Genomic DNA, 22,230 nt, shown 5'->3' on the forward strand with positions numbered 1-22,230 from the left:
GATAATTATTGACTAATCTGATCATACAGATATCCAGATACTTGATGATCCTTCTGATCGCCATGGATACCTATTACAATTTCCGCTTCTTTTCCATGCGGGATGAGGAGGGAAAAAACCGCGTCTGCGGACGCCAGCTTGTGTGCATGTTTATGCTGCACTTTCTGGCGAATATCCTGATCTGGCTGAACACGGAATCTGTGACGATGTTAGCCTTTTACGGTGCGCAGGTGGTATTTTTCCTGCTGTACATTTACCTTACGAGACTGTTTTACAGGAACAGTTCCAGACTGCTCGTCAACAATATGTGTACGCTTTTGGCGACGGGATTTATTATCCTCACAAGGCTGAACCCTGACCGGGCTATGAGACAGTTCGTGATCGTGGCGGCGGCAGCGGTGATCACCTGGATCATCCCGTTTATCATCGACCGGGTATGGCAGCTTGTGACGTTCCCATGGGTCTATGGAATACTCGGGCTGGTACTTTTGGGAGTGGTCTGCGTCATCGGAAATACTTCCTACGGCGCACAGCTTTCCCTCTCCTTCGGTGGATTTACAGTACAGCCGTCTGAGTTTGTGAAGATCAGTTTTGTGTTCTTCGTGGCAGCCATGTTCTACCAGTCCACGGACAGGGAGACGATCATAAAGACCACCGTCGTGGCGGCACTTCATGTGTTGGTGCTTGTGCTTTCAAAGGACCTTGGAAGTGCATTGATCTTTTTCGTCGCCTACATGACGATGCTTTTTGTTGCCACATCCAGCTATCTCTGGTTCGGTGCGGGCATTGCGGGCGGATCCCTGGCGGCGGTTGCGGCTTACTATCTGTTCCCACATGTGAGACGGCGTGTGGAGGCCTGGGCGGATCCCTGGTCTGATATCGCAAACAAGGGCTACCAGGTGGCACAGGCGCTGTTTGCCATCGGAACAGGCGGATGGTTCGGAATGGGTCTTTACCGGGGCATGCCGGAGAAGATCCCGGTTGTGGACAAGGATTTCGTTTTCGCGGCGATCTCCGAGGAGATGGGGGCACTCTATGCGCTCTGCGTCCTGTTTTTATGCCTTGGCTGTTATATGCAGTTTATGCTGATCGCGATGAAGATGCAGGCGATGTTCTATAAACTGATCGCGTTTGGACTTGGAAGTGTTTATATTACCCAGGTATTTCTGACCATCGGCGGGGTGACGAAGTTTATCCCGTCCACCGGTGTGACGCTGCCTCTTGTGAGCTATGGCGGCAGCTCCATCGTCTCGACCTTTATCATATTCCAGGTCATCCAGGGACTTTATGTCTTAAAACGCGGGGAAGAAGAGGAGGAGGAGAATTCCAGTGAAGAAGAGTAAACCGAATCCGAAGGCAAACCGGAATATCCTCTGGTTTGTGTATGCAGCAATATTTTTATTTCTCGCAATGGGAATCTATGTGGGATATTTTCTCGTGGTAAAGAGCGATACGGTGATCGATAATCCGTATAACGCCAGAGCCACTATTTTCCAGGACCGGGTCACCCGCGGCAAGATCCTGGCGGATGACGGGACTGTGCTTGCAAAGACCGTTACGGCGACGGATTCCAACGGTACCGAGGTGCGGGAATACCCATACGGCAGCCTGTTTGCCCATGCGGTAGGATATTCGACGGTGGGAAAGACAGGAATCGAATCCCTGGCAAACTTTGACCTTTTGAGATCTCACACGAACCTCATCGAGCAGACCGCCGATGAGATCATGGGAAGAAAGAGCATTGGGGACAACGTGGTGACGACCCTGAATGTAAATCTGCAGCAGATCGCATCGGATGCTTTCGGAAAGAACCGGGGCGCGGTCATCGCCATCGAGCCGGATACCGGAAAGATCCTCTGCATGGTTTCAAAGCCGTCCTTCGACCCGAATAAGGTGGCGGCAAACTGGAATGATCTCGTAAACGGGGACAGTACGGAGGCGAGACTGTTAAACCGCGCGACTCAGGGACTCTACCCGCCGGGATCCACCTTTAAAATCGTCACAGCCCTGGAGTATATGAGAGAACATCCGAGCGCGTACAATGACTATCACTATGACTGCAGTGGAATTTTTTCATTCGAGAACAACAAGATCCAGTGCTATCACAAGAAGGCACACGGATCCCAGGATTTCACCCAGGCATTTGCAAATTCCTGCAACGGAGCGTTCGCGAACCTCGGCACAGAGCTTGAGCTGACGAGCTACCGGAACCTTGCAGAGCAGCTTTTATTCAACAGAAGCCTGCCTCTCGATATTCCGTACAATAAGAGTACCTTCTCCATGCAGCCGGATGCGGAGACATGGGAAGTGCTTCAGACAAGTATCGGACAGGGACAGACATTGATGTCCCCGATGCACAATCTTCTGATCACCGCGGCGATCGCAAACGGCGGAATCTTAATGAAACCGTATCTGATGGATCATGTGGAAAATTCCGGCGGTGATGTGATCCGGAAGTTTTCCCCGTCTGTGGCAGGAGAGCTGATGGTCCCGAACGAGGCGGATGCCTTAAAGAACCTGATGGTACAGGTGGTCAATGTGGGAACGGGATCCGCACTGAAACGGGATTCCTACCAGGTGGCAGGGAAGACAGGATCCGCAGAATTCGACAAGGGAAAAGAGACTCACGCATGGTTTGTCGGTTTCGCACCGGCGGATGATCCGAAGATCGCGGTATGCGTTATCGTGGAGGAAGGCGGCTCCGGCGGGCATACGGCAGCACCGATCGCGGCGAAATTGTTTGATGCATGGCTTCAGTAGAGTGCTTTTTGGAAATATGCCTGTAAGATACGGGACGTGTCTGAGGAACTGAAAAAGTGCTGTATGCGGAGAAAATTACGTTACAGTTCAGCCATGCGCTGGTTTGAATGAGAAAGTGTGTTGCAAGCTTGCTTGCATAAGCACTTTTTCATCCAAATCAGCATATGGTGGAACCACCAAGCTTCTTGTTTTCATGAATATGAAAACAAGAAGATGTAATGGCTGAACTGTAACAAAATTACTGTAAAAAAAAGAAATCTGTATTGAATAAAAGAAAAATGATATTTTCTTTTATTACGGGCAGTGTTAAAATGATAACGAGGACAGGATCTGGGGAAAAGGATCCGAAATAATAACCGTATCTCAGAACGGCAAAATTCATGGGAGGGTTCATCATGAGAATTTTAGTAACCGGCGGCGCAGGATATATCGGAAGCCATACATGCCTGGCACTTCTGGAACAGGGACATGAGGTCGTTGTCTTTGATAATCTTTACAATGCGTCGGAAGAAGCATTAAACCGTGTAAAGAAGCTCACAGGAAAGGATCTGACATTCTACAAGGCAGATATGCTGGATCGTGATGCGATGGAAAAGATCTTTGATGCGGAGAAGATCGACGCAGTGATCCACTTTGCTGGATTAAAGGCTGTTGGCGAATCAGTCGCAAAGCCGTGGGAATACTACCACAACAATATTACCGGTACATTGATCCTTCTCGATGTGATGAGAAAACATGGCGTGAAGAAGATCATCTTCAGCTCCTCCGCTACCGTTTACGGAGATCCGGCTTTCGTTCCGATCACAGAGGAGTGCCCGAAGGGACAGTGCACAAACCCGTACGGACAGACAAAGAGTATGCTGGAGCAGATCCTTACCGATATGCAGAAGGCAGACCCGGAGTGGAATGTGATCCTGCTCCGTTACTTCAATCCGGTGGGAGCTCATGAGAGCGGTCTGATCGGAGAGGATCCGGAGGGAATCCCGAACAACCTGACACCGTACATCACCCAGGTTGCCATCGGAAAGTTGAAAGAGGTGGGCGTATTCGGAAACGATTACGATACACCGGACGGAACGGGTGTCCGCGACTATATCCATGTGATGGATCTTGCGGAAGGCCATGTAAAGGCATTAAAGAAATTTGATGATAAGCCGGCGGTATATATCTATAATCTCGGAACAGGTCACGGATACAGCGTTCTTGACGTGATCCACGCTTTTTCCAAGGCGGTTGGAAAAGAGATCCCGTATGTGATCAAACCGCGCCGTGCAGGCGATATCGCGACATGCTATTCCGATGCTACAAAGGCAAAGGTGGAGCTTGGCTGGGAGGCAAAGAGAAACCTCGACGATATGTGCCGTGACGCATGGAACTGGCAGTCCAAGAATCCGAATGGTTATCGTTCATAAAAAATGAATGACTGAACTTTGGTCATAGACAGGAAACTCCGGCGGATGTATGGTCTGCCGGAGTTTTTCTGTTTCGGCGTAAGGTGTGGACCGCAGTGAAATATATGATCGGCCTTCTGAAGATATCTTATGGTTACTTTTCATGGGTAGGAATTTTCTGAACTGAAAATTCCGTACAATACAGTGGGGGTAGTGGATTTTGCCGATTCGGAATGCGAAGCATCGGCAAAATCCTGTTACAGTGCGCGGGCATGGAGTGCCCGTGTACTGTAACACATTATGGAAATTTCTGCGAGTGAAAACGTGGTTGCAAACACGGGTAAAAAGAAGTATACTAAACTCAGTAAAAAACACACCTGCGGAATCTGCTTTCGGGCGGAATCCCTTGAATGCCTGTCAGGAGGAATTGCAATGATAGAAGCAACGAGCTGCGGCGGTGTGGTTATATTTCGCGGCAAGATCCTGGTTCTCTATAAGAACTACAGAAACAAGTACGAAGGCTGGGTCTTACCGAAAGGAACTGTGGAAGCAGGAGAAGAGTTTAAAGAAACGGCTCTCAGAGAGGTGAAGGAGGAGACCGGGGTCCAGGCCCAGATCATTAAGTACATCGGAAAGAGCCAGTATTCATTTAACACGCCGCAGGATACGGTGGAAAAGGAAGTCCACTGGTATTTAATGATGGCGGACAGTTATTACAGTAAACCACAGCGCGAAGAATACTTCGTAGATTCCGGATATTACAAATATTATGAGGCGTACCACCTTCTGAAATTCTCAAATGAGAAGCAGATTCTGGAGAAAGCCTATCACGAATATCTGGATCTGAAACGGTGTAATCTGTGGGGCAGCAAGAAATACTTCTAGGCCCCGTAAACGGAGGAAAACCCCTTAAAACAGGGGTTTTTCCTGTATATTGACTTAAGGAGCGAGACTATGAAGATCATCGACGCACATCTTCACTTTGTGCCGGAAAATCCCTACTTCCAGGAGATCGCGGTGCGGGCGGAACATAAAAATACAGAGGAAGACTTAAGGGCGGTCTATCAGAAATACAATATTGAGGGAGGAGTCGTCATGGGAAACCGGGGCGTGGACCCGGTGGATCATTCCTACCCGGAATTCCTAAGGTACTGTGTGGGGATCGACCGTGATTTTCTCGTGAGCGAGGACAAAAAGAAGAGCCTGGATCAGGTGGAGGAGAACTTAAAGCGGGATACCTGTGTCGGAATCAAACTCTATCCCGGATACAACAAGATGTATGTGACGGATGAGGTGTACGAGCCGCTCTATGATCTCGCAAAGGCGTACAAAAAGCCTGTGGCGATCCACATGGGCCAGACAGCTGGTTCCCGCGCCTACTTAAAATACAGTCATCCGCTGACCTTGGACGAGGCGGCAGTCCGTCATCCGGATGTAAACTTTGTCATGTGCCATTTCGGCAATCCGTGGCTCCTGGACGCGGCGGCTGTCGTGGAGAAAAATGAGAACGTGATGACGGATCTCTCCGGCCTTCTGGAGGGGAAGATCGATTTCCCGAAGCTTTTAGAGCAGCAGAGAGGATATTTTGATGCCTTAAAGACCTGGATCTCCTACTGCAGCCAGTATGAAAAGTTCATGTTCGGAACAGACTGGCCGTTAGCCAACTACGGAGACTACATCGAAGTCGTAAAATGGCTGATTCCTGAGGAGGAGTGGGGGAAGGTCTTTTATGAAAATGCGAAAAGAATCTACGGATTATAAGAAAATGGACTGCCTGATCAGGGCAGTCCGTTTTCTTTTATCGACATGATCTTTTCTTTATAAAACAGCAAAAACCAGTTGATCTCCGCCCCCACAAACAGGATGCAGATCGAGACATAAAGCCACAGCATAAAAAGGATCACCGCAGTCAAACTTCCGTACGTGACAGCGTATGTGCCGAAATACCGGAAGTAAACGGAAAATGCCAGGGAAGTGAGTGCCCATCCGGCGGCGGAAAACATGGCTCCCGGGATCTGGCCGCAGATCGAGAGCCTCCGGTGCGGAAGTGCCGTGTAGATGGCGGTGAAAAAGATCATCAGCATGATAAACATCACAAGTCCGCGTCCCAGGGAGATCATCCCGGAGAGATAGGACAGGGCCGGGAACCATTTTAACAGCATCTCCTGCAGGAAGCTTCCGAATACGAGGAGCGCAAGGCTCGTCACACACATCAGGGAGAATGCCAGGGTATAAACGCTGCAGAGGGCCCTGCGAAGGATATAATTTCGCGGCGATGTGACGCCGAATACCCGGTTTAAGCCCTTTTCGATCCCGAGCATTCCCTTTGCCGCGGACCAGACCGCCGCAAGAGCAGTCACAGAGATCAGCGCTGCCGGGGAATCGGAGTGCAGGCTGTCCAGGAGATAGATCAAAAGCCCCTGGAACCGGTCCGGGATCGCAGGCAGCAGAAAACGCAGAAGATCTGCCTCATGGATCATGGGGGCCACCTGGATCAGGGCCAGAAGCACCATAAAAAACGGGAACGCCGCCATGATGATGAAAAATGAGGCCTGTGCGGCATAAACGGACATTTCGTCCATGGAATATTTCAAATAGACCTGTCGTCCGAAGAGTAGCAGGCGAAGCATAAGATCCTGACCTTTCCATAACCGCGAAGGAGGTATCCTGTCGGTCATGCCCTTTCTTTCTATATCAGAGAGGTCAAAAGACTTTTTGACCTCAACATCATAAAATATTAACATGAAGAGAGAAAAATAACAAGAGTGGTAAAAAAACAGCATGCGGCAGAATTCACTGCCACGTTACTGTTCACGCTTTGCGCAAACAGTAACTGATTTTGCCTATGCTTCGCATTCCGAATCGGCAAAATCCACTACCACCACTGTATTGTACGGAATTTTCAGTTCAGAAAATTCCTACCCGTGTACAGTAACACTGCCACCACTGTATTGAGAAAAAATAGAAGATCATGCCGAAATACCGAAAAAATCCGGGATTTCCGTCGATAAAAACCTGAAAAGACATGACACAAAGCCGTTCTAATTTACGTTCTAATTACATACAGATATACGGTAAAAGCCGTATAGCGGAAAAAACAATCAAAAAGGAGAAAATACTATGACAGAAAAAGGAATGGAAAACAACAAAGTAACCGTAATTGGAACGATCGTTTCAGGATTCACATTCAGCCATGCCGTGTTTGGGGAGGGCTTTTATCTTGTGGATCTTCTCGTGAACCGTTTGAGTGAGCAGGCGGACATTATTCCGCTTATGATATCAGAGCGTCTGATCGATGTGACGAAGGATTACCAGGGCTGCACCATGGAGGCCTCCGGTCAGTTCCGGTCCTACAACCGCCACGAGGGGACGAAGAACCGTCTGGTATTGTCCGTGTTTGTCAGAGAGGTCCGCTTTATGGAGGAGTTCACGGACTACACGAAAACGAACCAGATCTTTCTGGACGGATATATCTGTAAAGAACCGGTCTACCGGAAGACGCCATTAGGAAGGGAGATCGCAGACCTTTTAGTAGCAGTGAACCGCCCGTATGGCAAGTCAGACTATATCCCATGCATCGCCTGGGGCCGCAATGCCAGATACGCCTCAGGATTTGGCGTCGGAACAAGGATCCTCATCTGGGGCCGTGTCCAGAGCAGGGAGTACACGAAAAAGGTCAGCGAGACGGAGTGCGAGAAGCGTGTGGCCTATGAAGTCTCCGTCAGTAAGCTTGAATGTGCGGATCATGCGGAGTCGTAGAAATACATATTAAAGACATCAGGGAGGGCAATTTTGACAGACAGGCAAATCTCTTGCAAACAGGATAGAGATGTGATAATATAGCATAATAGAAGCTTTAAAAAGCTTCAGCTAACGGTATACACAAAGTGAGGGAATGATCATGGCAAGTGACAGAGTCCGTGTGATCTGCGGACCGGGATACGGAAAATCCGCATTGGCATTGGGATACGCAATGATGGGCGTTTTCCGCGGAAAAAGGGTCATTATGGTACAGTTCTTGAAAGGTATGCTGGGAGAAGGAGCGGCAGACGTCCTGAAGCGTCTCGAGCCGGATCTCAAATTCTTCCGTTTTGAGCACTCCAAAGAGCGGTTTGAGGACCTTCCGGAAGATCAGAAGCACGAGGAACTGATGAACATGCGAAACGGCTTCAATTTCGCAAGAAAGGTGATGACGACCGGTGAGTGCGATGTCCTGATCCTGGATGAGATTCTTGGAATCGTGGATCAGGGAATTATCTCGAAGGAAGAATTCCAGAGTTTTCTTGAGTCAAGAGATGAGGAGACTGAGCTGGTCATGACCGGGCGCGTGTGTCCGGAAGGTATTGAAGAATATGTAACCGATATTTCACGGATGGAAAACATTGACGTTGACAATCATCAGGAATGATGATACCATAAATGATAAGTAGAGGTTGCGCCTGACATGAGTAGACCGGCAGATAATGGGAAATGGCTGCCGGATAAAAGGGGATGGCGCCGAAGAGACAGGAAGTGAATCCCTAAGGCTCCCGTTTCTGGGCATGCGGCGAAGAACCGTATGACTGTCATCTTTAGAAAAAAGATGGAGGGCTGCTTAATCTGAAAGATCCGGGAGCTGACATCTTATTTGATTTCAGCTCCTTTTTTTGTGAAACAGGATTCTTTGTTCCGCAAAAGAGCGCAATCTATCTTAGACATTTAATTTTTACATAATAAAGAGGAGGACGCATGATGGCTATTTTTGAAGGAGCCGGCGTAGCACTTGTAACGCCATTTAAGGAAAATGGAACGGTAAATTATGAAGTACTGGAAAGCCTGATCGAGGAACAGATCGCGGCTGGAACAGACTGTATCGTAGCAATGGGAACAACAGGCGAGTCCGCGACAACATCTGAGGAGGAGCACATTCAGGTGATCCGCTTCGTATGTGAGGTCGTAAACGGAAGAATCCCGGTGGTTGCCGGAACAGGTTCCAACTGCACACAGACAGCAGTTGAGCTTTCTGTTGAGGCCGAAGAGGCAGGAGCAGACGGCGTTCTCTTAGTTTCCCCGTACTATAATAAAGCGACCCAGAACGGTTTAAAGGCCCACTTCACAAAGATCGCCAACTCCATCAAGATCCCGGCGATCCTCTACAACGTACCGAGCCGTACAGGCGTGAATATCGCACCGGAGACCATCGTTGATCTCTGCAGGCATGTGGAGAATATTGTGGGTGTCAAGGAAGCGAGTGGAAACTTCTCCGCAGCAGCGAAGATCCTTCAGCTCTCCGGCGGCTATGTGGATGTATACTCCGGAAACGATGACCAGGTCGTTCCGATGTTGGCTCTCGGCGGAAAGGGCGTGATCTCCGTTCTCTCCAACGTGGCTCCGAAGCAGACACATGACATGTGCGCAGAGTTCTTCAAGGGCAATATCGAGGCCAGCAGACGCATTCAGTTAAAGGCAATGCCGCTGATCGAGGCCCTGTTCTCCGAAGTAAATCCGATTCCGGTAAAAGCTGCGCTTAACTTAATGGGCAAGAACGTAGGCGAGCCGAGACTTCCGCTTACAGTGATGGAGCCGCAGCACCAGGAAGTATTAAAGAAAGCAATGCAGGATTTCGGTATCCTGTAATAAAATACGAGGAGAAAAACATGATCAGAGCAATTATGAATGGCTGCCACGGCGTGATGGGTCATGTGATCACGGACATTATTTCCAAGGATGACGCGGTCGAGATCGTTGCAGGCGTGGATATGAACACAGAAAACTATGCCGGATACCCGGTATTTAAGTCCCTCGACGAATGCCCGGAGGCAGATGTCATCATCGATTTTTCCACCGCAAAGGCGGTTGACGGACTGTTGGACTACTGCGAGACGAAGAAAGTTCCTGTGGTTTTATGCACCACAGGACTTTCCGAGGACCAGTTAAACCATGTGAAAGAGGCGAGCAAGGTGGACGCAGTCCTTCGCTCCGCAAATATGTCCATCGGAATCAACCTTCTCATGAAGACATTGAAAGAGGTCGCTCCGGTCCTTGCGGCAGCAGGATTTGACATCGAGATCTTAGAGAAGCACCACAACCGCAAGATCGACGCCCCGAGTGGAACCGCCATCGCCCTTGCTGATGCCATCAATGAGAGCCTCGACAACAGCTATCATTATAAATATGACCGTTCCTCCGAGCGTGTCGCAAGAGATCCAAAGGAGATCGGAATCCAGGCAATGCGCGGCGGCACCATCGTCGGTGAGCATGATATTATGTTCGCGGGCCGCGACGAGGTCATCACCTTCACACACACCGCTTATTCCCGCGAGATTTTCGCAAAGGGAGCTGTGGAGGCTGCAAAATTCCTCGCAGGAAAGCCGGCAGGACTTTACGATATGGCTGATGTGGTCGGTTGATAGAGGTTAAAGTTTTATACATTTTTTTCCAAAATACTTCTCCTTTCTATGGCACATAATAGCCGTAGAAAGGAGATTATTTTTATGGGAAAAATCAGATGGATCAGAGCATGCGCGCTTCTCATTATGACCGCGGCAATCATCACAGCCTGCGGAAGAGGGAACGGAAATAATATGACCACAGCCCCGGATACGGGGAGCGCGGGAGCGGGAACCACAATGGAGAGACAGACAAACGGCACAAACCAGAGCACGAACGCGCCGTCCCAGACAGCCGGGGAGAGTGGCGGTGTGCTCCGGGATATGGTGGATGACGTGGGTGACGGCATCCACAACCTGACGGACGATGTCACCGGCATGTCAGGAACTACTGCGGCGGGAGCGAACGGCACTGCTGGGGAGACCACCAAGGCAAACTAAATATCCGGACCGGAATCCAGGACTGCCGGGGAATGAAACTCAACACGGCAGAAAGAGCCGGAAAGACAGGACAGCGGGGAAATGGTCTGCAGGACGGGTATGAAGATCATTTCCCTGTTTCTTTTGCATCGTGATTTTGCCGATGCTTCGCACTCCAAATCACCAAAATCCACTGCTATCACTGTATTGTACGGAATTTTCAGTTTAGAAAATTCCTACCCGTCACAGCAACTAAAATGTAACGATAACAAGTTTTCCTGTTGTGAAAATATGCGAAAACAGATATAATAAGAGTACATCTTGAAAAAACTTATCAAAAGTCGTGGAAAAGTATCAGCCTGAATTTTGAAAGGAGTGAACGCCATCCGCTATCTGTACCATCCATACCATCCGTGGAGACACGGGTACCGAAGGGAAAAGATAAGAAGAGCTGCTGTAAAGACAGCGAGGATCCTTTTGCTGCTGGAACTCCTCTGGCTCGCGTATTCCTGTGCGTGCTCCAGGATGACAGAGAAGACATACCTGGTGCCGGATATTGAAACAGGGATTCCAGATGGGACCGCCTCTGAGACGGAGGGGGAAATTTATGGTATAGGGATCGAAAAAGGGGCCGGAAATTTGTTCTGGTTTCACAAAGAAGTCCACAGGACTCCTTGAGAGAGGAACTTCTTCTTGATTTTCCATAGGGTATGTATTATAATTTCTACTGAAACACTGCTGTTTTATCGCAAAAACTTATAAATCAGAGGATGAAAAGCATTTATGGAGAAATCACTTACTTTAGACTGGGGAACAGACGAGCTGCATGAGGAGTGCGGCGTTTTCGGAATGTACGATCTGGACGGAAATGATGTTGCATCAACCATTTATTACGGATTGTTCGCATTACAGCACCGCGGACAGGAGAGCTGCGGAATCGCGGTGAGCGATACATACGGACCGAAAGGTGTTGTCAATGCCTGTAAGGGGATGGGACTCTGCAATGAAGTATTCACGTCAGAGAAGCTGGAAAAATTAAAAGGAAATATTGGTGTCGGCCATGTCCGGTATTCGACTGCCGGAAGCAGCACCATCGAGAATACACAGCCGCTCGTTTTAAATTATGTGAAGGGAACTCTGGCACTGGCACACAATGGAAACCTTGTCAATGCGCCGGAACTTCGCAGAGAACTCGCTTACGACGGAGCGATTTTCCAGACCACGATCGACTCTGAGGTCATCGCTTACCACATCGCCAGAGAGCGCTGTAAGGTGGGAACCGCTGAGGAAGCCGTGGCAAACGCGATGAAGAAGATCAAGGGCGCCTATTCCCTTGTGATCAGCAGCCCGAGAAAACTCATCGGTGCCCGCGATCCGCAGGGATTCAAACCGCTCTGTATCGGAAAGCGCGATAATGCCTATATCCTGACTTCCGAGACATGTGCGCTTGACACGATCGGTGCTACCTTCGTCCGCGACGTGCTTCCGGGCGAGATCGTGACGATCAATAAGGATGGCATCAAGTCCAATCTCATGATGCATGACCCGAAAAAAGAAGCGAGATGTATTTTTGAATATATTTATTTTGCAAGACCGGACAGCGTCTTTGACGGCGTCGGAGTTTACCACTCAAGAATCTACGCAGGCCGCTGCCTCGCAAAGGATTCACCGGTAGACGCGGACATCGTTGTGGGCGTTCCGGAGTCCGGAAATGCAGCAGCCCTCGGATATTCCATGGAATCCGGCATCCCTTACGCGATGGCCTTTGTAAAGAACTCCTATGTGGGAAGAACCTTTATTAAGCCGGGCCAGAGCAGCCGTGAGTCTGCAGTCCGTATTAAATTAAACGTATTGAAAGAGGCCGTGGAAGGAAAGCGCGTCGTTATGATCGACGACTCCATCGTCCGCGGAACCACCAGCAACCTGATCGTGGATATGCTGCGTGAGGCAGGAGCAAAGGAAGTACATATGAGAATTTCCGCACCGCCGTTCCTCTATCCGTGCTATTTCGGAACCGATATCCCGTCCAGCGAGCAGCTCATCGCCCACAAACGTACTGTGGATGAGATCTGCAAGGTGATCGGAGCAGATTCGTTAGCGTACTTAAAGATGGAGCGCTTAAGTGAAATGGCAAACGGACTTCCGATCTGTACGGCCTGCTTCTCCGGAGAGTATCCGGTGGATCCGCCGGAAGAAGATATCCGCGGAAGTTATGAAAAATAATCAGGGAAATTCAACGTTCCACAAAGCTCCGCAGTTGGCGGAGAATTCGTGAAAATATATTGAATTAGAAAAACATTGAATTAGAAAAGAGGATTTTGTCATGAACGACAGATACCAGAGCCCGCTCTCTGAGCGATATGCAAGCAAGGAAATGCAGTATATTTTCTCTCCGGAGAAGAAATTCCGCACATGGAGAAAATTATGGATCGCATTAGCCGAGACAGAAAAAGAACTCGGTCTTCCGATCACAGACGAGCAGATCGAAGAGTTAAAGGCACATGCCGAGGATATCAACTTTGAGGAGGCGAAGGCGAGAGAGAAGCTTGTCCGCCACGATGTGATGTCCCACGTATACGCTTACGGACTCCAGTGCCCGAAGGCAAAGGGAATCATCCACCTCGGTGCCACATCCTGCTACGTTGGAGACAACACCGACCTCATCCTGATGACGGAGGCATTAAAGCTTGTCAGAAAAAAACTCATCAATGTGATGAAAGAGCTTTCTGATTTCGCTGATAAGTATAAAGAGCTCCCGACACTGGCATTCACACACTTCCAGCCGGCCCAGCCGACAACCGTAGGAAAGCGTGCGACCTTATGGTTGCAGGAACTCTGCCTTGACCTTGAGGATCTTGACCATGTGATCGGTTCCATGAAATTACTCGGTTCCAAGGGAACTACAGGTACTCAGGCAAGCTTCTTAGAGCTCTTTGACGGGGATCATGAGAAGTGCCGCGAGGCAGACAGACGGATCGCCGCAAAGATGGGATTCTCCCAGTGCTACCCGGTATCCGGTCAGACATATTCCAGAAAGATCGACAGCCGTGTGCTTTCCGTTCTTGCCGGAATCGCCCAGAGCGCCCATAAGTTCTCCAACGATATCCGTCTTCTCCAGCACTTAAAAGAAGTGGAAGAGCCGTTTGAGAAGAACCAGATCGGTTCCTCCGCTATGGCATATAAGAGAAACCCGATGAGAAGTGAGCGTATCGCGTCCTTGGCGAACTATGTGATGTCTGATATGATGAACCCGATGCTTGTTGCCTCCACCCAGTGGTTCGAGCGTACTCTGGATGACTCCGCGAACAAGCGTCTCTCCGTTCCGGAAGGATTCCTTGCGATCGACGGTATTCTGGATCTCTACTTAAATGTTGTGGATGGTCTTGTGGTATATCCGAAGGTGATTGAGAAGCATTTAATGGCCGAGCTTCCGTTTATGGCTACTGAGAACATCATGATGGATGCGGTAAAGGCCGGCGGAGACAGACAAGAGCTTCACGAGCGTATCCGCGAGCTTTCCATGGAAGCAGGAAAGAATGTGAAGGTAGAAGGAAAGGACAACAACCTCTTAGAGCTTATCGCGGCAGATCCGTCCTTCAATTTAAGCCTTGATGAGTTAAAGAAGACGATGGATCCGAAGAAGTACGTCGGACGCGCACCGAAGCAGGTAGATGAGTTCCTGGATGAGGTTGTCCGCCCGATCTTAAAAGAAAACGCGGATCTTCTCGGAGTGAAAGCGGAGATCAACGTATAATGGATCATGCGAGCAGCATCAGCACGGAATATTATAAAGTATTTTACTATGTAGGGCGCCTCGGCAGCATTACCGCTGCAGCAGAGGCGCTCTGCATTTCCCAGCCTGCGGCGAGTCAGGCGATCAAGCAGCTGGAAAAAGCGCTGAACACAAAGCTTTTTCTTCGGACCCAGAAGGGTGTGCGGCTCACCACAGAGGGAAAGCTTCTGTATCCATATGTGGAGCGCGGGATGGAAAACCTCATGGACGGTGAGGAGATGTTAAAACGTCTTGTGGATATGGACATGGGAGAGGTGAGGATCGGTGCCAGCGATATGACACTGCAGTTTTACCTGCTCCCGTACCTTGAGACTTTCCATGAGCGCTACCCGAATATCAAGGTCATGGTGTCAAACGCGCCGACACCGGAGACCATCGAGTCCCTGTACGAGGGAAAAATCGATTTCGGTGTGGTGAGCACGCCATTTGACGCGAGACCGGAGGTGGAATCCTTCGAGGTGAAGAAGATCCGGAACACCTTTGTGGCTGGAAACAAGTTCTGGACCTTGAAGGGAAAGAGAATGGAGTATGGGGAGCTGGAGCAGCTTCCCTGCATCTTTCTGGAAAAGGATACGAGTACCAGAAAGTTCATGGACCGTTTTTTGGAACAGAGGGGGATCATTCTGGAACCGGAGTTTGAGCTGGCCACCAGCGATATGATCGTCCAGTTCGCGATCCGGAACATGGGGATCGGTTGCGTGATGGAAGAGTTCGCAAAGGAGAAGATCGAGAGCGGGGAGCTCTTCGAGCTCGCCTTCCGGGAGATGATGCCGGAGCGGGAGATCTGCGTCGTGACGGATAAGAAGGTGCCGATCTCCCCGGCAGGGGAGAGGTTCTTAGAGGTCTTAAGGGAACGAAAAGTATAGGATAAAATGTTTTCCGACTGCAGTTCGTGCCCTGTATGAATTGCAGTGCATAATTAGTTACTTTTCATGGGTAGGAATTTTCTGAACTGAAAATTCCGTAAGATACTGTTATGGCCGCGGATTTTGCCGATTCGGAATGCGAAGCATCGGCAAAATCCTGTTACAGTACGCGGGCATGGAGTGCCCGTGTGCTGTAACCATAATTAGACATTATGGACTTCATAATAAATATTGTCTTTACTTATGGATAATTTTGTTGTAAACTATGGGAGTGTCATGAGTATGGCACGTACAACTGCGTAAGACGCCGGGATGCGGAATACGCATTCTGTTTAAACGTCCAAAGGAGGATATTAGAACATGGTTAGAGCAATCGTAGGCGCCAACTGGGGCGATGAGGGAAAAGGTAAGATCACGGATATGCTTGCAAAGGAATCCGACATTATTGTCCGTTTCCAGGGCGGCAGCAACGCTGGTCACACAATTATCAACAATTACGGAAAATTTGCCCTTCATCTTCTTCCGTCAGGTGTATTCTATAATCATACAACAAGCATCATCGGAAACGGCGTGGCATTAAACATCCCGTTCCTTGTTAAAGAATTAAACGACCTGACAAGCCAGGGCGTTCCGATGCCGAAGATCCTTGTGTCCGACAGAGCACAGATCTTAATGCCGTACCACATTTTATTCGATACTTATGAGGAAGCGCGTCTGGCAGGTAAGTCCTTTGGCTCCACAAAGTCCGGAATTGCTCCGTTCTATTCTGATAAATACGCAAAGATCGGTTTCCAGGTCAACGAGTTATTCGGTGATGAGAAGGAACTGATGGATAAGATCGAAAATGTCTGCACACTGAAAAATGTGATGTTAGAGCATTTATATCATCAGCCGGCTCTTGATCCGAAGGAGATCTTCAATACACTTATGGAGTATAAGGAGATGGTCGCTCCGTATGTATGCGACACATCCAAATACCTTCGCGATGCGATCAAGGCAGGAAAAAATGTCCTCTTAGAGGGCCAGCTCGGTTCCTTAAAGGATCCGGATCACGGTATCTACCCGATGGTTACATCTTCTTCCACACTGGCTGCATACGGCGCGATTGGCGCAGGCATCCCGCCGTACGAGATCAAGAACATCACAACAGTCGTTAAGGCTTACTCCAGCGCAGTCGGCGCAGGTGCGTTTGTCAGCGAGATCTTCGGTGAAGAGGCAGACGAGTTAAGACGCCGCGGCGGTGACGGCGGTGAGTTCGGTGCGACGACAGGCCGCCCGAGAAGAATGGGATGGTTCGATGCAGTCGCATCAAGATATGGCGTACAGATCCAGGGATCCACAGAGGTTGCCCTCACGGTTCTCGACGTTTTAGGATATCTTGACGAGCTTCATATCTGCGTAGGCTATGAGATCGATGGAAAGGTAACAAAAGACTTCCCGACAACTCCGGAGCTTGAGAAAGCAAAACCGGTATACAAGACTCTTCCGGGCTGGAAGTGCGAGATCCGCGGAATCAAGAACTACGAGGATCTTCCGGAGAACTGTAAGAAGTATATCGAGACCATCGAGGAGGAGATCGGAGTGCCGATCACGATGGTTTCCAATGGTCCGGGAAGAGACGAGATCATTATGAGAAAGTAATTCGAAGATGCAGGATGCAGAAGCGGGGAAAGTTCCCTGTGGAGCAGATGTTACTTTTCATGGGTAGGAATTTTCTGAACTGAAAATTCCGTACAATACAGTGGTGGTAGTGGATTTTGCCGATTCGGAATGCGAAGCATCGGCAAAATCCTGTTACAGTGCGCGGGCATGGAGTGCCCGTGTACTGTAACGAGCGGATGACGTGTTCGGAACCCCCAAAATTCTTTCCCTTGCCTTTTCTATTAGTACCACGTATAATAGAAATTAGCGGTTTTATAACAAAAACTGATAAAACAAATTGGAGGGAAACAAATGAGTCTCGAAAAAATGTTCCATCTCAAGGAAAACAACACAACTGTTAAGACTGAGATCATGGCCGGTGTGACATCGTTTATGACGATGGCGTACATCCTGGCGGTAAACCCGAACATTCTGGCGGCAGCCGGAATGGACCACGGAGCGGTCTTCACAGCGACAGCGGTGGCATCCTTTATCGGAACACTCTGTATGGCACTGTTCGCGAACTACCCGTTTGCTCTGGCACCTGGAATGGGTCTGAACGCTTACTTTGCATACACGGTCGTTCTCGGTATGGGCTATTCCTGGGAAGTTGCTCTTGCGGCAGTTCTCACAGAAGGTATCATCTTTATCATCCTGTCCTGCTTCAACATCAGGGAAGCGATTTTCAACGCGATCCCGTTTAACTTAAAGAAAGCGGTCAGCGTTGGAATCGGTCTCTTCATCACATTCCTTGGTCTTCAGAATGCGAAGATCGTGATTGGTGGAGCAACGCTTGTAGGTCTGTTCTCTGTTGACGGCTACAACAAAACTCTCGCTGACGGTCTCACAGCGTCCATGAGCGACGCGGGGATCACCGTACTCCTTGCGATCTTTGGTGTTCTGATCACTGGAATCCTGATCGTAAAGAATGTCAAAGGAAATATTCTCTGGGGTATCCTGATCACCTGGATCCTCGGAATCATCTGCCAGTTTGCGGGCATTTACATCCCGAATCCGGATCTCGGCTTCTACAACCTGCTCCCGGATTTTTCCAACGGAATTTCCATCCCGAGCCTGGCGCCGATCATGTTCAAGTTCAGTTTAAAGGGTGTTCCGGTACTGGAATTCATCATTATCGTATTCGCGTTCCTGTTCGTTGACCTTTTCGACACACTTGGAACCCTGATCGGTGTGTCCGCGAAGGCGGATATGCTGGATTCCGAGGGAAGACTCCCGCGGATCAAGGGCGCACTCCTTGCAGATGCGGTCGGTACGACCTGCGGTGCCTGCCTCGGTACATCCACAGTTACAACATTCGTGGAGAGTGCTTCCGGCGTGACAGAGGGCGGTAGAACCGGTCTTACATCCTTAACGACCGGTATCCTGTTCCTGCTATCATTGTTCCTATCCCCGATCTTCCTTGCAATCCCGTCCTTTGCGACGGCTCCGGCCCTGATCGTTGTAGGCTTCTACATGATCGGCTCCGTATCGGAGATCGATTTCAAGGATCCGGCAGAAGGAATCCCGGCATTCCTCTGCATCATCGCGATGCCGTTCTTCTACAGCATCTCCGAGGGAATCTCCATGGGAGTTATCGCCTATGTTGTCATGAACCTCTTTGCCGGAAAGAAGGAGAAGATCACTCCGGTCATGTATATCCTGGCGGTGCTCTTCATCCTCAAGTATATTTTAATGTAAATATGTAAATGCCAAAGACTGCCGGATGCATAGTATGGTAATGTCAGAGATGACTGCCGCTGTGCATCCGGCTTTTTTGATTGTATTCCACAGAGAATAGGAGTTGTCGGGCAGATTGCCGGATTTTTGTGTGAAAACATCCGGAGTTGACGGAGACATCAGACAAATCTGGCTGCTTTTCTGTAACAAATGACAAAATTTGTCATAAAACTATCAAAAAGATGGTGATAATTGTCGATTGACGCTTGAATTTGAATGTGGTATAAATGTAGAATCGTAAAAATATAAAGGATTTGACATCAAAGGGTTTAACAAAAAAGGAGTTAAGGAATCATGATGAAACAGAAAAAAGTAAAATTTGTGTCCGCAGACGAGGCGAAGGAGTTTGTCAGCATCGCAAGCGGCTGCGATTTTGATGTAAATGTATTTTATAACCGTATGATCATCGACGCGAAGTCTCTTCTCGGAGTACTGAGCCTTGATCTGACAAAGATCCTCACCGTTGAATATGACGGCGAGAATGCGCCGTTCGAAGCTTTTCTTGAGAGAAAGAATCCGATGCACGCGGTAGCGTAAAAATATACATAAAGATAAAGAAAGAGGCAGCGGCTGTATGAAAAGTACGGCAGGCTGTCTTTTTTGCGTCCGGCGGGCGGCACAAAGCGTGAAAATTCCGGCAGCACGGGAAAATAGCACGGAAAGCTTCTGACAGATGACCTGCCATATGTTCTGTGAACACACGGCATTACTTTACAGGAAATTGTAAAAATGTTATACTTGCGGGAGCGATATGTGCGGCATATAGCAGGATTCAGGAAAAAGAGGAACATATGTGGGGTGGTGAGCGGTGGTCGATCAGCATATCCACAGGAAAGGAGCGTCTCATGAGCGGAGAAAACAGGAAAGCGATCCGGATCTCGGTCCGGAACCTGGTGGAATTCGTGCTGCGCTCCGGGGATATCGACAACCGCTGTTCCGGAAACGCCCAGAAGGATGCCATGCTGGCGGGAGGAAGGATCCACAGGAAGATCCAGAAGCGGATGGGATCCGGCTACCGGGCGGAGGTCCCCTTAAAGCATGAGGTCCAGGACGAGGAGCAGGAGATCACGCTTCTCGTGGAGGGACGCGCCGATGGAATCTTCGCGGAAAACGGGATCCCGGTGATCGACGAGATCAAAGGCATGTACACGGACATTTCAAGGCTGGAGGAGCCCATCGAGGTCCATCTCGCCCAGGCCATGTGCTACGGATATTTTTACTGCTGCGACAAAGATCTCGACGGGATCCGCCTGCAGATGACCTACTGTAACCTTGAAACAGAGGAAATAAAAAGATTCCAGACCGACCGCTCGAGAGAAGAGCTGGAGACATGGTTTTCCGGCGTGGTTCACGAATACTTTAAGTGGGCGAGGTACCTCTACCACCATGAGCTGACCCGTGACGCCTCCATCGGGCACCTGGAATTCCCGTTCCCTTACCGGGCGGGACAGCGTGACCTTGTAGTATCCGTCTACCGGACCGTCAGCCGGAAAAAACGCCTGTTTATCCAGGCTCCCACGGGAATCGGAAAGACGCTCTCCACTGTATTCCCGGCGGTCCGTGCCATCGGGGAAGGAAAGGGAGACAAGCTCTTTTACCTCACCGCAAAGACCGTGACGAGGACCGTGGCGGAGGAGGCGTTTCGGATCTTAAGGGATCATGGCCTGATCTTCACCTCGGTGACAATAACGGCAAAGGAAAAACTCTGTCCCATGGACGAGTGCGAGTGCAACCCGGACGCGTGCCCATACGCGAAAGGCCACTTTGACCGGGTCAATGAGGCGGTATTCGATATTCTCCACCTGGAACAGGAGATGACAAGAGAGAAGATCCTTCAGTACGCGGAAAAGTACCGGGTATGCCCATTTGAATACTGTCTGGACATCTCCAGCTGGACCGACGGGATCATCTGCGATTACAACTATGTGTTTGACCCGAATGTGCGCTTGAAACGCTACTTCGCGGACGGACAGAAAGGTGATTATCTGTTCCTCGTGGATGAGGCCCACAATCTGGTCTCCCGCGCGAGGGAGATGTACAGCGCCGAATTAAAAAAAGAAGATCTCCTCACCGTAAAGCGCCTCGTAAAGCAGAAAGCGCCCCGACTGGAGAAAAATCTGGAAAAATGCAGCCAGGTGATGCTGGGAATGAAGCGGGAGTGCGAGACATGGCAGCTGCTCTCCGATGTGACATCCTTAGCGGCAGCTGCGATGGCGGTGTTCTCCGATATGGAGACATTCTTGGAAGATTTTCCGGAGTTTGAGGGCAGGGATACGGTTCTGGACTTTTACTTTGGTCTCAGGGATTTCTTAAACGTGTACGAGCTTTTGGATGACCATTACCGGATCTACGCGGAGAACGTGGGAGTCACTTCCTTTAAAGTAAGGCTCTTCTGCGTGGACCCGTCGGCGAACCTCTCCCTCTGCATGTCCCAGGGAAACAGCACGATCCTGTTTTCGGCAACCATGCTGCCGATCCGGTATTACAAGACACTGCTCTCCGGAAACGAGGACGACTACGCGGTCTATGCGAACTCGCCCTTCGAGGAAGAAAAACGTCTTCTCATGGTTGCGACGGACGTCAGCAGCCGCTATTCCAGGCGCAGCGAGAGCGAATACCGGAAGGTGGCGGAGTATATCAGGGAGGTGGTCCTCTCTAAGAGCGGCAACTACATGATATTCTTCCCGTCCTACCAGTATATGGAACAGGTGGAATATGCTGTGGAGGACATGGACTTCCCAGCGGATCTCCTGGTCCAGGGACAGGGCATGAAGGAACAGGAACGCCTGGAATTCTTAGAAGAATTTGAAAAGCCCAGAGATCACTCCCTTGCGGCATTCTGCGTCATGGGAGGTGTGTTCTCTGAGGGGATCGACCTGAAGAAAGAGCGGCTCATCGGTGCTGTGATCGTCGGAACGGGACTCCCGATGGTCTGCGTGGAACAGGAGGTTCTCAGGGGATATTTTGAGGAAAAAGAAGAAGCGGGATTTGACTTTGCGTATCAGTATCCGGGAATGAATAAGGTTTTACAGGCGGCGGGCCGTGTGATCCGGACGACGGAGGACGAAGGGATCATATTGCTTCTCGATGACAGGTTCCTGAAAAAAGAATATCTGGAACTGTTCCCAAGGGAATGGGAGCATTTCCAGATGGTAAACAGAAAGAACGTTGGTCAGTGCCTTTCGGACTTCTGGGAGTCACGGGGCAGGTAGATGGATATCCGGGCAGTCGTTTGCCGGGACGGTGCAGGGAAT

Annotated in this window: 19 protein-coding genes and 1 riboswitch; of the genes, 18 read left to right on the forward strand and 1 reads right to left on the reverse strand. The window is 49.7% G+C overall.

Annotated elements, in window-relative coordinates; genetic code table 11:
- The first annotated feature begins 8 nt into the window (after positions 1 to 8).
- The 5 genes from DWY93_RS02685 (at position 9) to DWY93_RS02705 (ending at position 5,912) form a co-directional block, all read left to right on the forward strand.
- Entirely contained in the window at positions 9 to 1,343 is a 1,335-nt protein-coding gene (locus tag DWY93_RS02685) for an FtsW/RodA/SpoVE family cell cycle protein (RefSeq protein ID WP_117469436.1), read from the forward strand.
- Complete coding sequence (locus DWY93_RS02690; protein ID WP_242990508.1) at positions 1,330 to 2,760, forward strand: penicillin-binding transpeptidase domain-containing protein; 1,431 nt, start codon at positions 1,330 to 1,332, stop codon at positions 2,758 to 2,760. The genes DWY93_RS02685 and DWY93_RS02690 overlap by 14 nt, the downstream gene beginning before the upstream one ends.
- A gap of 395 nt (positions 2,761 to 3,155) precedes the next feature.
- Positions 3,156 to 4,172 (forward strand): UDP-glucose 4-epimerase GalE, encoded by a 1,017-nt coding sequence (gene galE, locus DWY93_RS02695; protein ID WP_015554230.1) that lies wholly within the window; start codon positions 3,156 to 3,158, stop codon positions 4,170 to 4,172.
- Between the two features lie 411 nt (positions 4,173 to 4,583).
- Positions 4,584 to 5,036, forward strand: coding sequence for an NUDIX hydrolase (locus DWY93_RS02700; RefSeq protein WP_117469623.1), 453 nt, complete (start codon positions 4,584 to 4,586; stop codon positions 5,034 to 5,036).
- Positions 5,037 to 5,105: 69 nt separating this feature from the next.
- Positions 5,106 to 5,912 (forward strand): amidohydrolase family protein, encoded by an 807-nt coding sequence (locus tag DWY93_RS02705; protein ID WP_015554232.1) that lies wholly within the window; start codon positions 5,106 to 5,108, stop codon positions 5,910 to 5,912.
- Between the two features lie 17 nt (positions 5,913 to 5,929).
- On the opposite strand, the gene DWY93_RS02710 is transcribed toward DWY93_RS02705, so the two are convergent.
- Positions 5,930 to 6,781, reverse strand: coding sequence for a YihY/virulence factor BrkB family protein (locus DWY93_RS02710; RefSeq protein WP_117469437.1), 852 nt, complete (start codon positions 6,779 to 6,781; stop codon positions 5,930 to 5,932).
- A 490-nt stretch (positions 6,782 to 7,271) separates the two neighbouring features.
- On the opposite strand from DWY93_RS02710, the gene DWY93_RS02715 reads away from it, so the two are divergent.
- The 13 genes from DWY93_RS02715 to DWY93_RS02780 all read left to right on the forward strand — a co-directional run bounded on the left by DWY93_RS02715 (position 7,272) and on the right by DWY93_RS02780 (position 22,188).
- On the forward strand, positions 7,272 to 7,910 hold the full coding sequence (locus tag DWY93_RS02715) for a single-stranded DNA-binding protein (RefSeq protein ID WP_015554233.1): 639 nt from the start codon (positions 7,272 to 7,274) through the stop codon (positions 7,908 to 7,910).
- 142 nt (positions 7,911 to 8,052) lie between these two features.
- Positions 8,053 to 8,559: a cob(I)yrinic acid a,c-diamide adenosyltransferase gene (locus DWY93_RS02720; RefSeq protein ID WP_117471740.1), complete on the forward strand. Its 507-nt coding sequence runs from the start codon at positions 8,053 to 8,055 to the stop codon at positions 8,557 to 8,559.
- Positions 8,560 to 8,570: 11 nt separating this feature from the next.
- Positions 8,571 to 8,752, forward strand: a riboswitch (Lysine riboswitch).
- A gap of 130 nt (positions 8,753 to 8,882) precedes the next feature.
- The gene (gene dapA, locus DWY93_RS02725; protein WP_015554235.1) at positions 8,883 to 9,767 is read left to right on the forward strand and encodes a 4-hydroxy-tetrahydrodipicolinate synthase; all 885 of its coding nucleotides are present in this window, start codon (positions 8,883 to 8,885) and stop codon (positions 9,765 to 9,767) included.
- Between the two features lie 20 nt (positions 9,768 to 9,787).
- Positions 9,788 to 10,540 carry a 4-hydroxy-tetrahydrodipicolinate reductase gene (gene dapB / locus DWY93_RS02730; protein ID WP_117469438.1) on the forward strand — a complete coding sequence of 251 codons (753 nt, stop codon included), beginning with the start codon at positions 9,788 to 9,790 and terminating at the stop codon, positions 10,538 to 10,540.
- An 84-nt stretch (positions 10,541 to 10,624) separates the two neighbouring features.
- Positions 10,625 to 10,960 carry a hypothetical protein gene (locus tag DWY93_RS02735; RefSeq protein WP_015554237.1) on the forward strand — a complete coding sequence of 112 codons (336 nt, stop codon included), beginning with the start codon at positions 10,625 to 10,627 and terminating at the stop codon, positions 10,958 to 10,960.
- 345 nt (positions 10,961 to 11,305) lie between these two features.
- Entirely contained in the window at positions 11,306 to 11,617 is a 312-nt protein-coding gene (locus tag DWY93_RS02745; RefSeq protein ID WP_117469440.1) for a hypothetical protein, read from the forward strand.
- Positions 11,618 to 11,722: 105 nt separating this feature from the next.
- Positions 11,723 to 13,162, forward strand: coding sequence for an amidophosphoribosyltransferase (purF, locus tag DWY93_RS02750; protein WP_117469441.1), 1,440 nt, complete (start codon positions 11,723 to 11,725; stop codon positions 13,160 to 13,162).
- A 100-nt stretch (positions 13,163 to 13,262) separates the two neighbouring features.
- Entirely contained in the window at positions 13,263 to 14,693 is a 1,431-nt protein-coding gene (gene purB, locus DWY93_RS02755) for an adenylosuccinate lyase (RefSeq protein ID WP_117469442.1), read from the forward strand.
- On the forward strand, positions 14,693 to 15,598 hold the full coding sequence (locus tag DWY93_RS02760; RefSeq protein ID WP_117469443.1) for a LysR family transcriptional regulator: 906 nt from the start codon (positions 14,693 to 14,695) through the stop codon (positions 15,596 to 15,598). Before purB ends, DWY93_RS02760 begins: the two co-directional genes overlap by 1 nt.
- A 360-nt stretch (positions 15,599 to 15,958) precedes the next feature.
- A complete protein-coding gene (locus DWY93_RS02765) occupies positions 15,959 to 17,239 on the forward strand; it encodes an adenylosuccinate synthase (protein ID WP_021904264.1) in 1,281 nt (426 codons plus the stop codon).
- 312 nt (positions 17,240 to 17,551) lie between these two features.
- Positions 17,552 to 18,937, forward strand: coding sequence for an NCS2 family permease (locus tag DWY93_RS02770; RefSeq protein ID WP_117469444.1), 1,386 nt, complete (start codon positions 17,552 to 17,554; stop codon positions 18,935 to 18,937).
- A 333-nt stretch (positions 18,938 to 19,270) separates the two neighbouring features.
- Positions 19,271 to 19,513 carry an HPr family phosphocarrier protein gene (locus DWY93_RS02775; protein WP_015554244.1) on the forward strand — a complete coding sequence of 81 codons (243 nt, stop codon included), beginning with the start codon at positions 19,271 to 19,273 and terminating at the stop codon, positions 19,511 to 19,513.
- Positions 19,514 to 19,767: 254 nt separating this feature from the next.
- Positions 19,768 to 22,188 carry an ATP-dependent DNA helicase gene (locus DWY93_RS02780; protein WP_343220175.1) on the forward strand — a complete coding sequence of 807 codons (2,421 nt, stop codon included), beginning with the start codon at positions 19,768 to 19,770 and terminating at the stop codon, positions 22,186 to 22,188.
- The last annotated feature ends 42 nt before the right edge of the window (positions 22,189 to 22,230 follow it).

The sequence above is a fragment of the Clostridium sp. AF28-12 genome (genome assembly GCF_003435225.1).
In the GTDB taxonomy this organism is placed as follows: Bacteria; Bacillota; Clostridia; order Lachnospirales; family Lachnospiraceae; genus Pilosibacter; species Pilosibacter fragilis.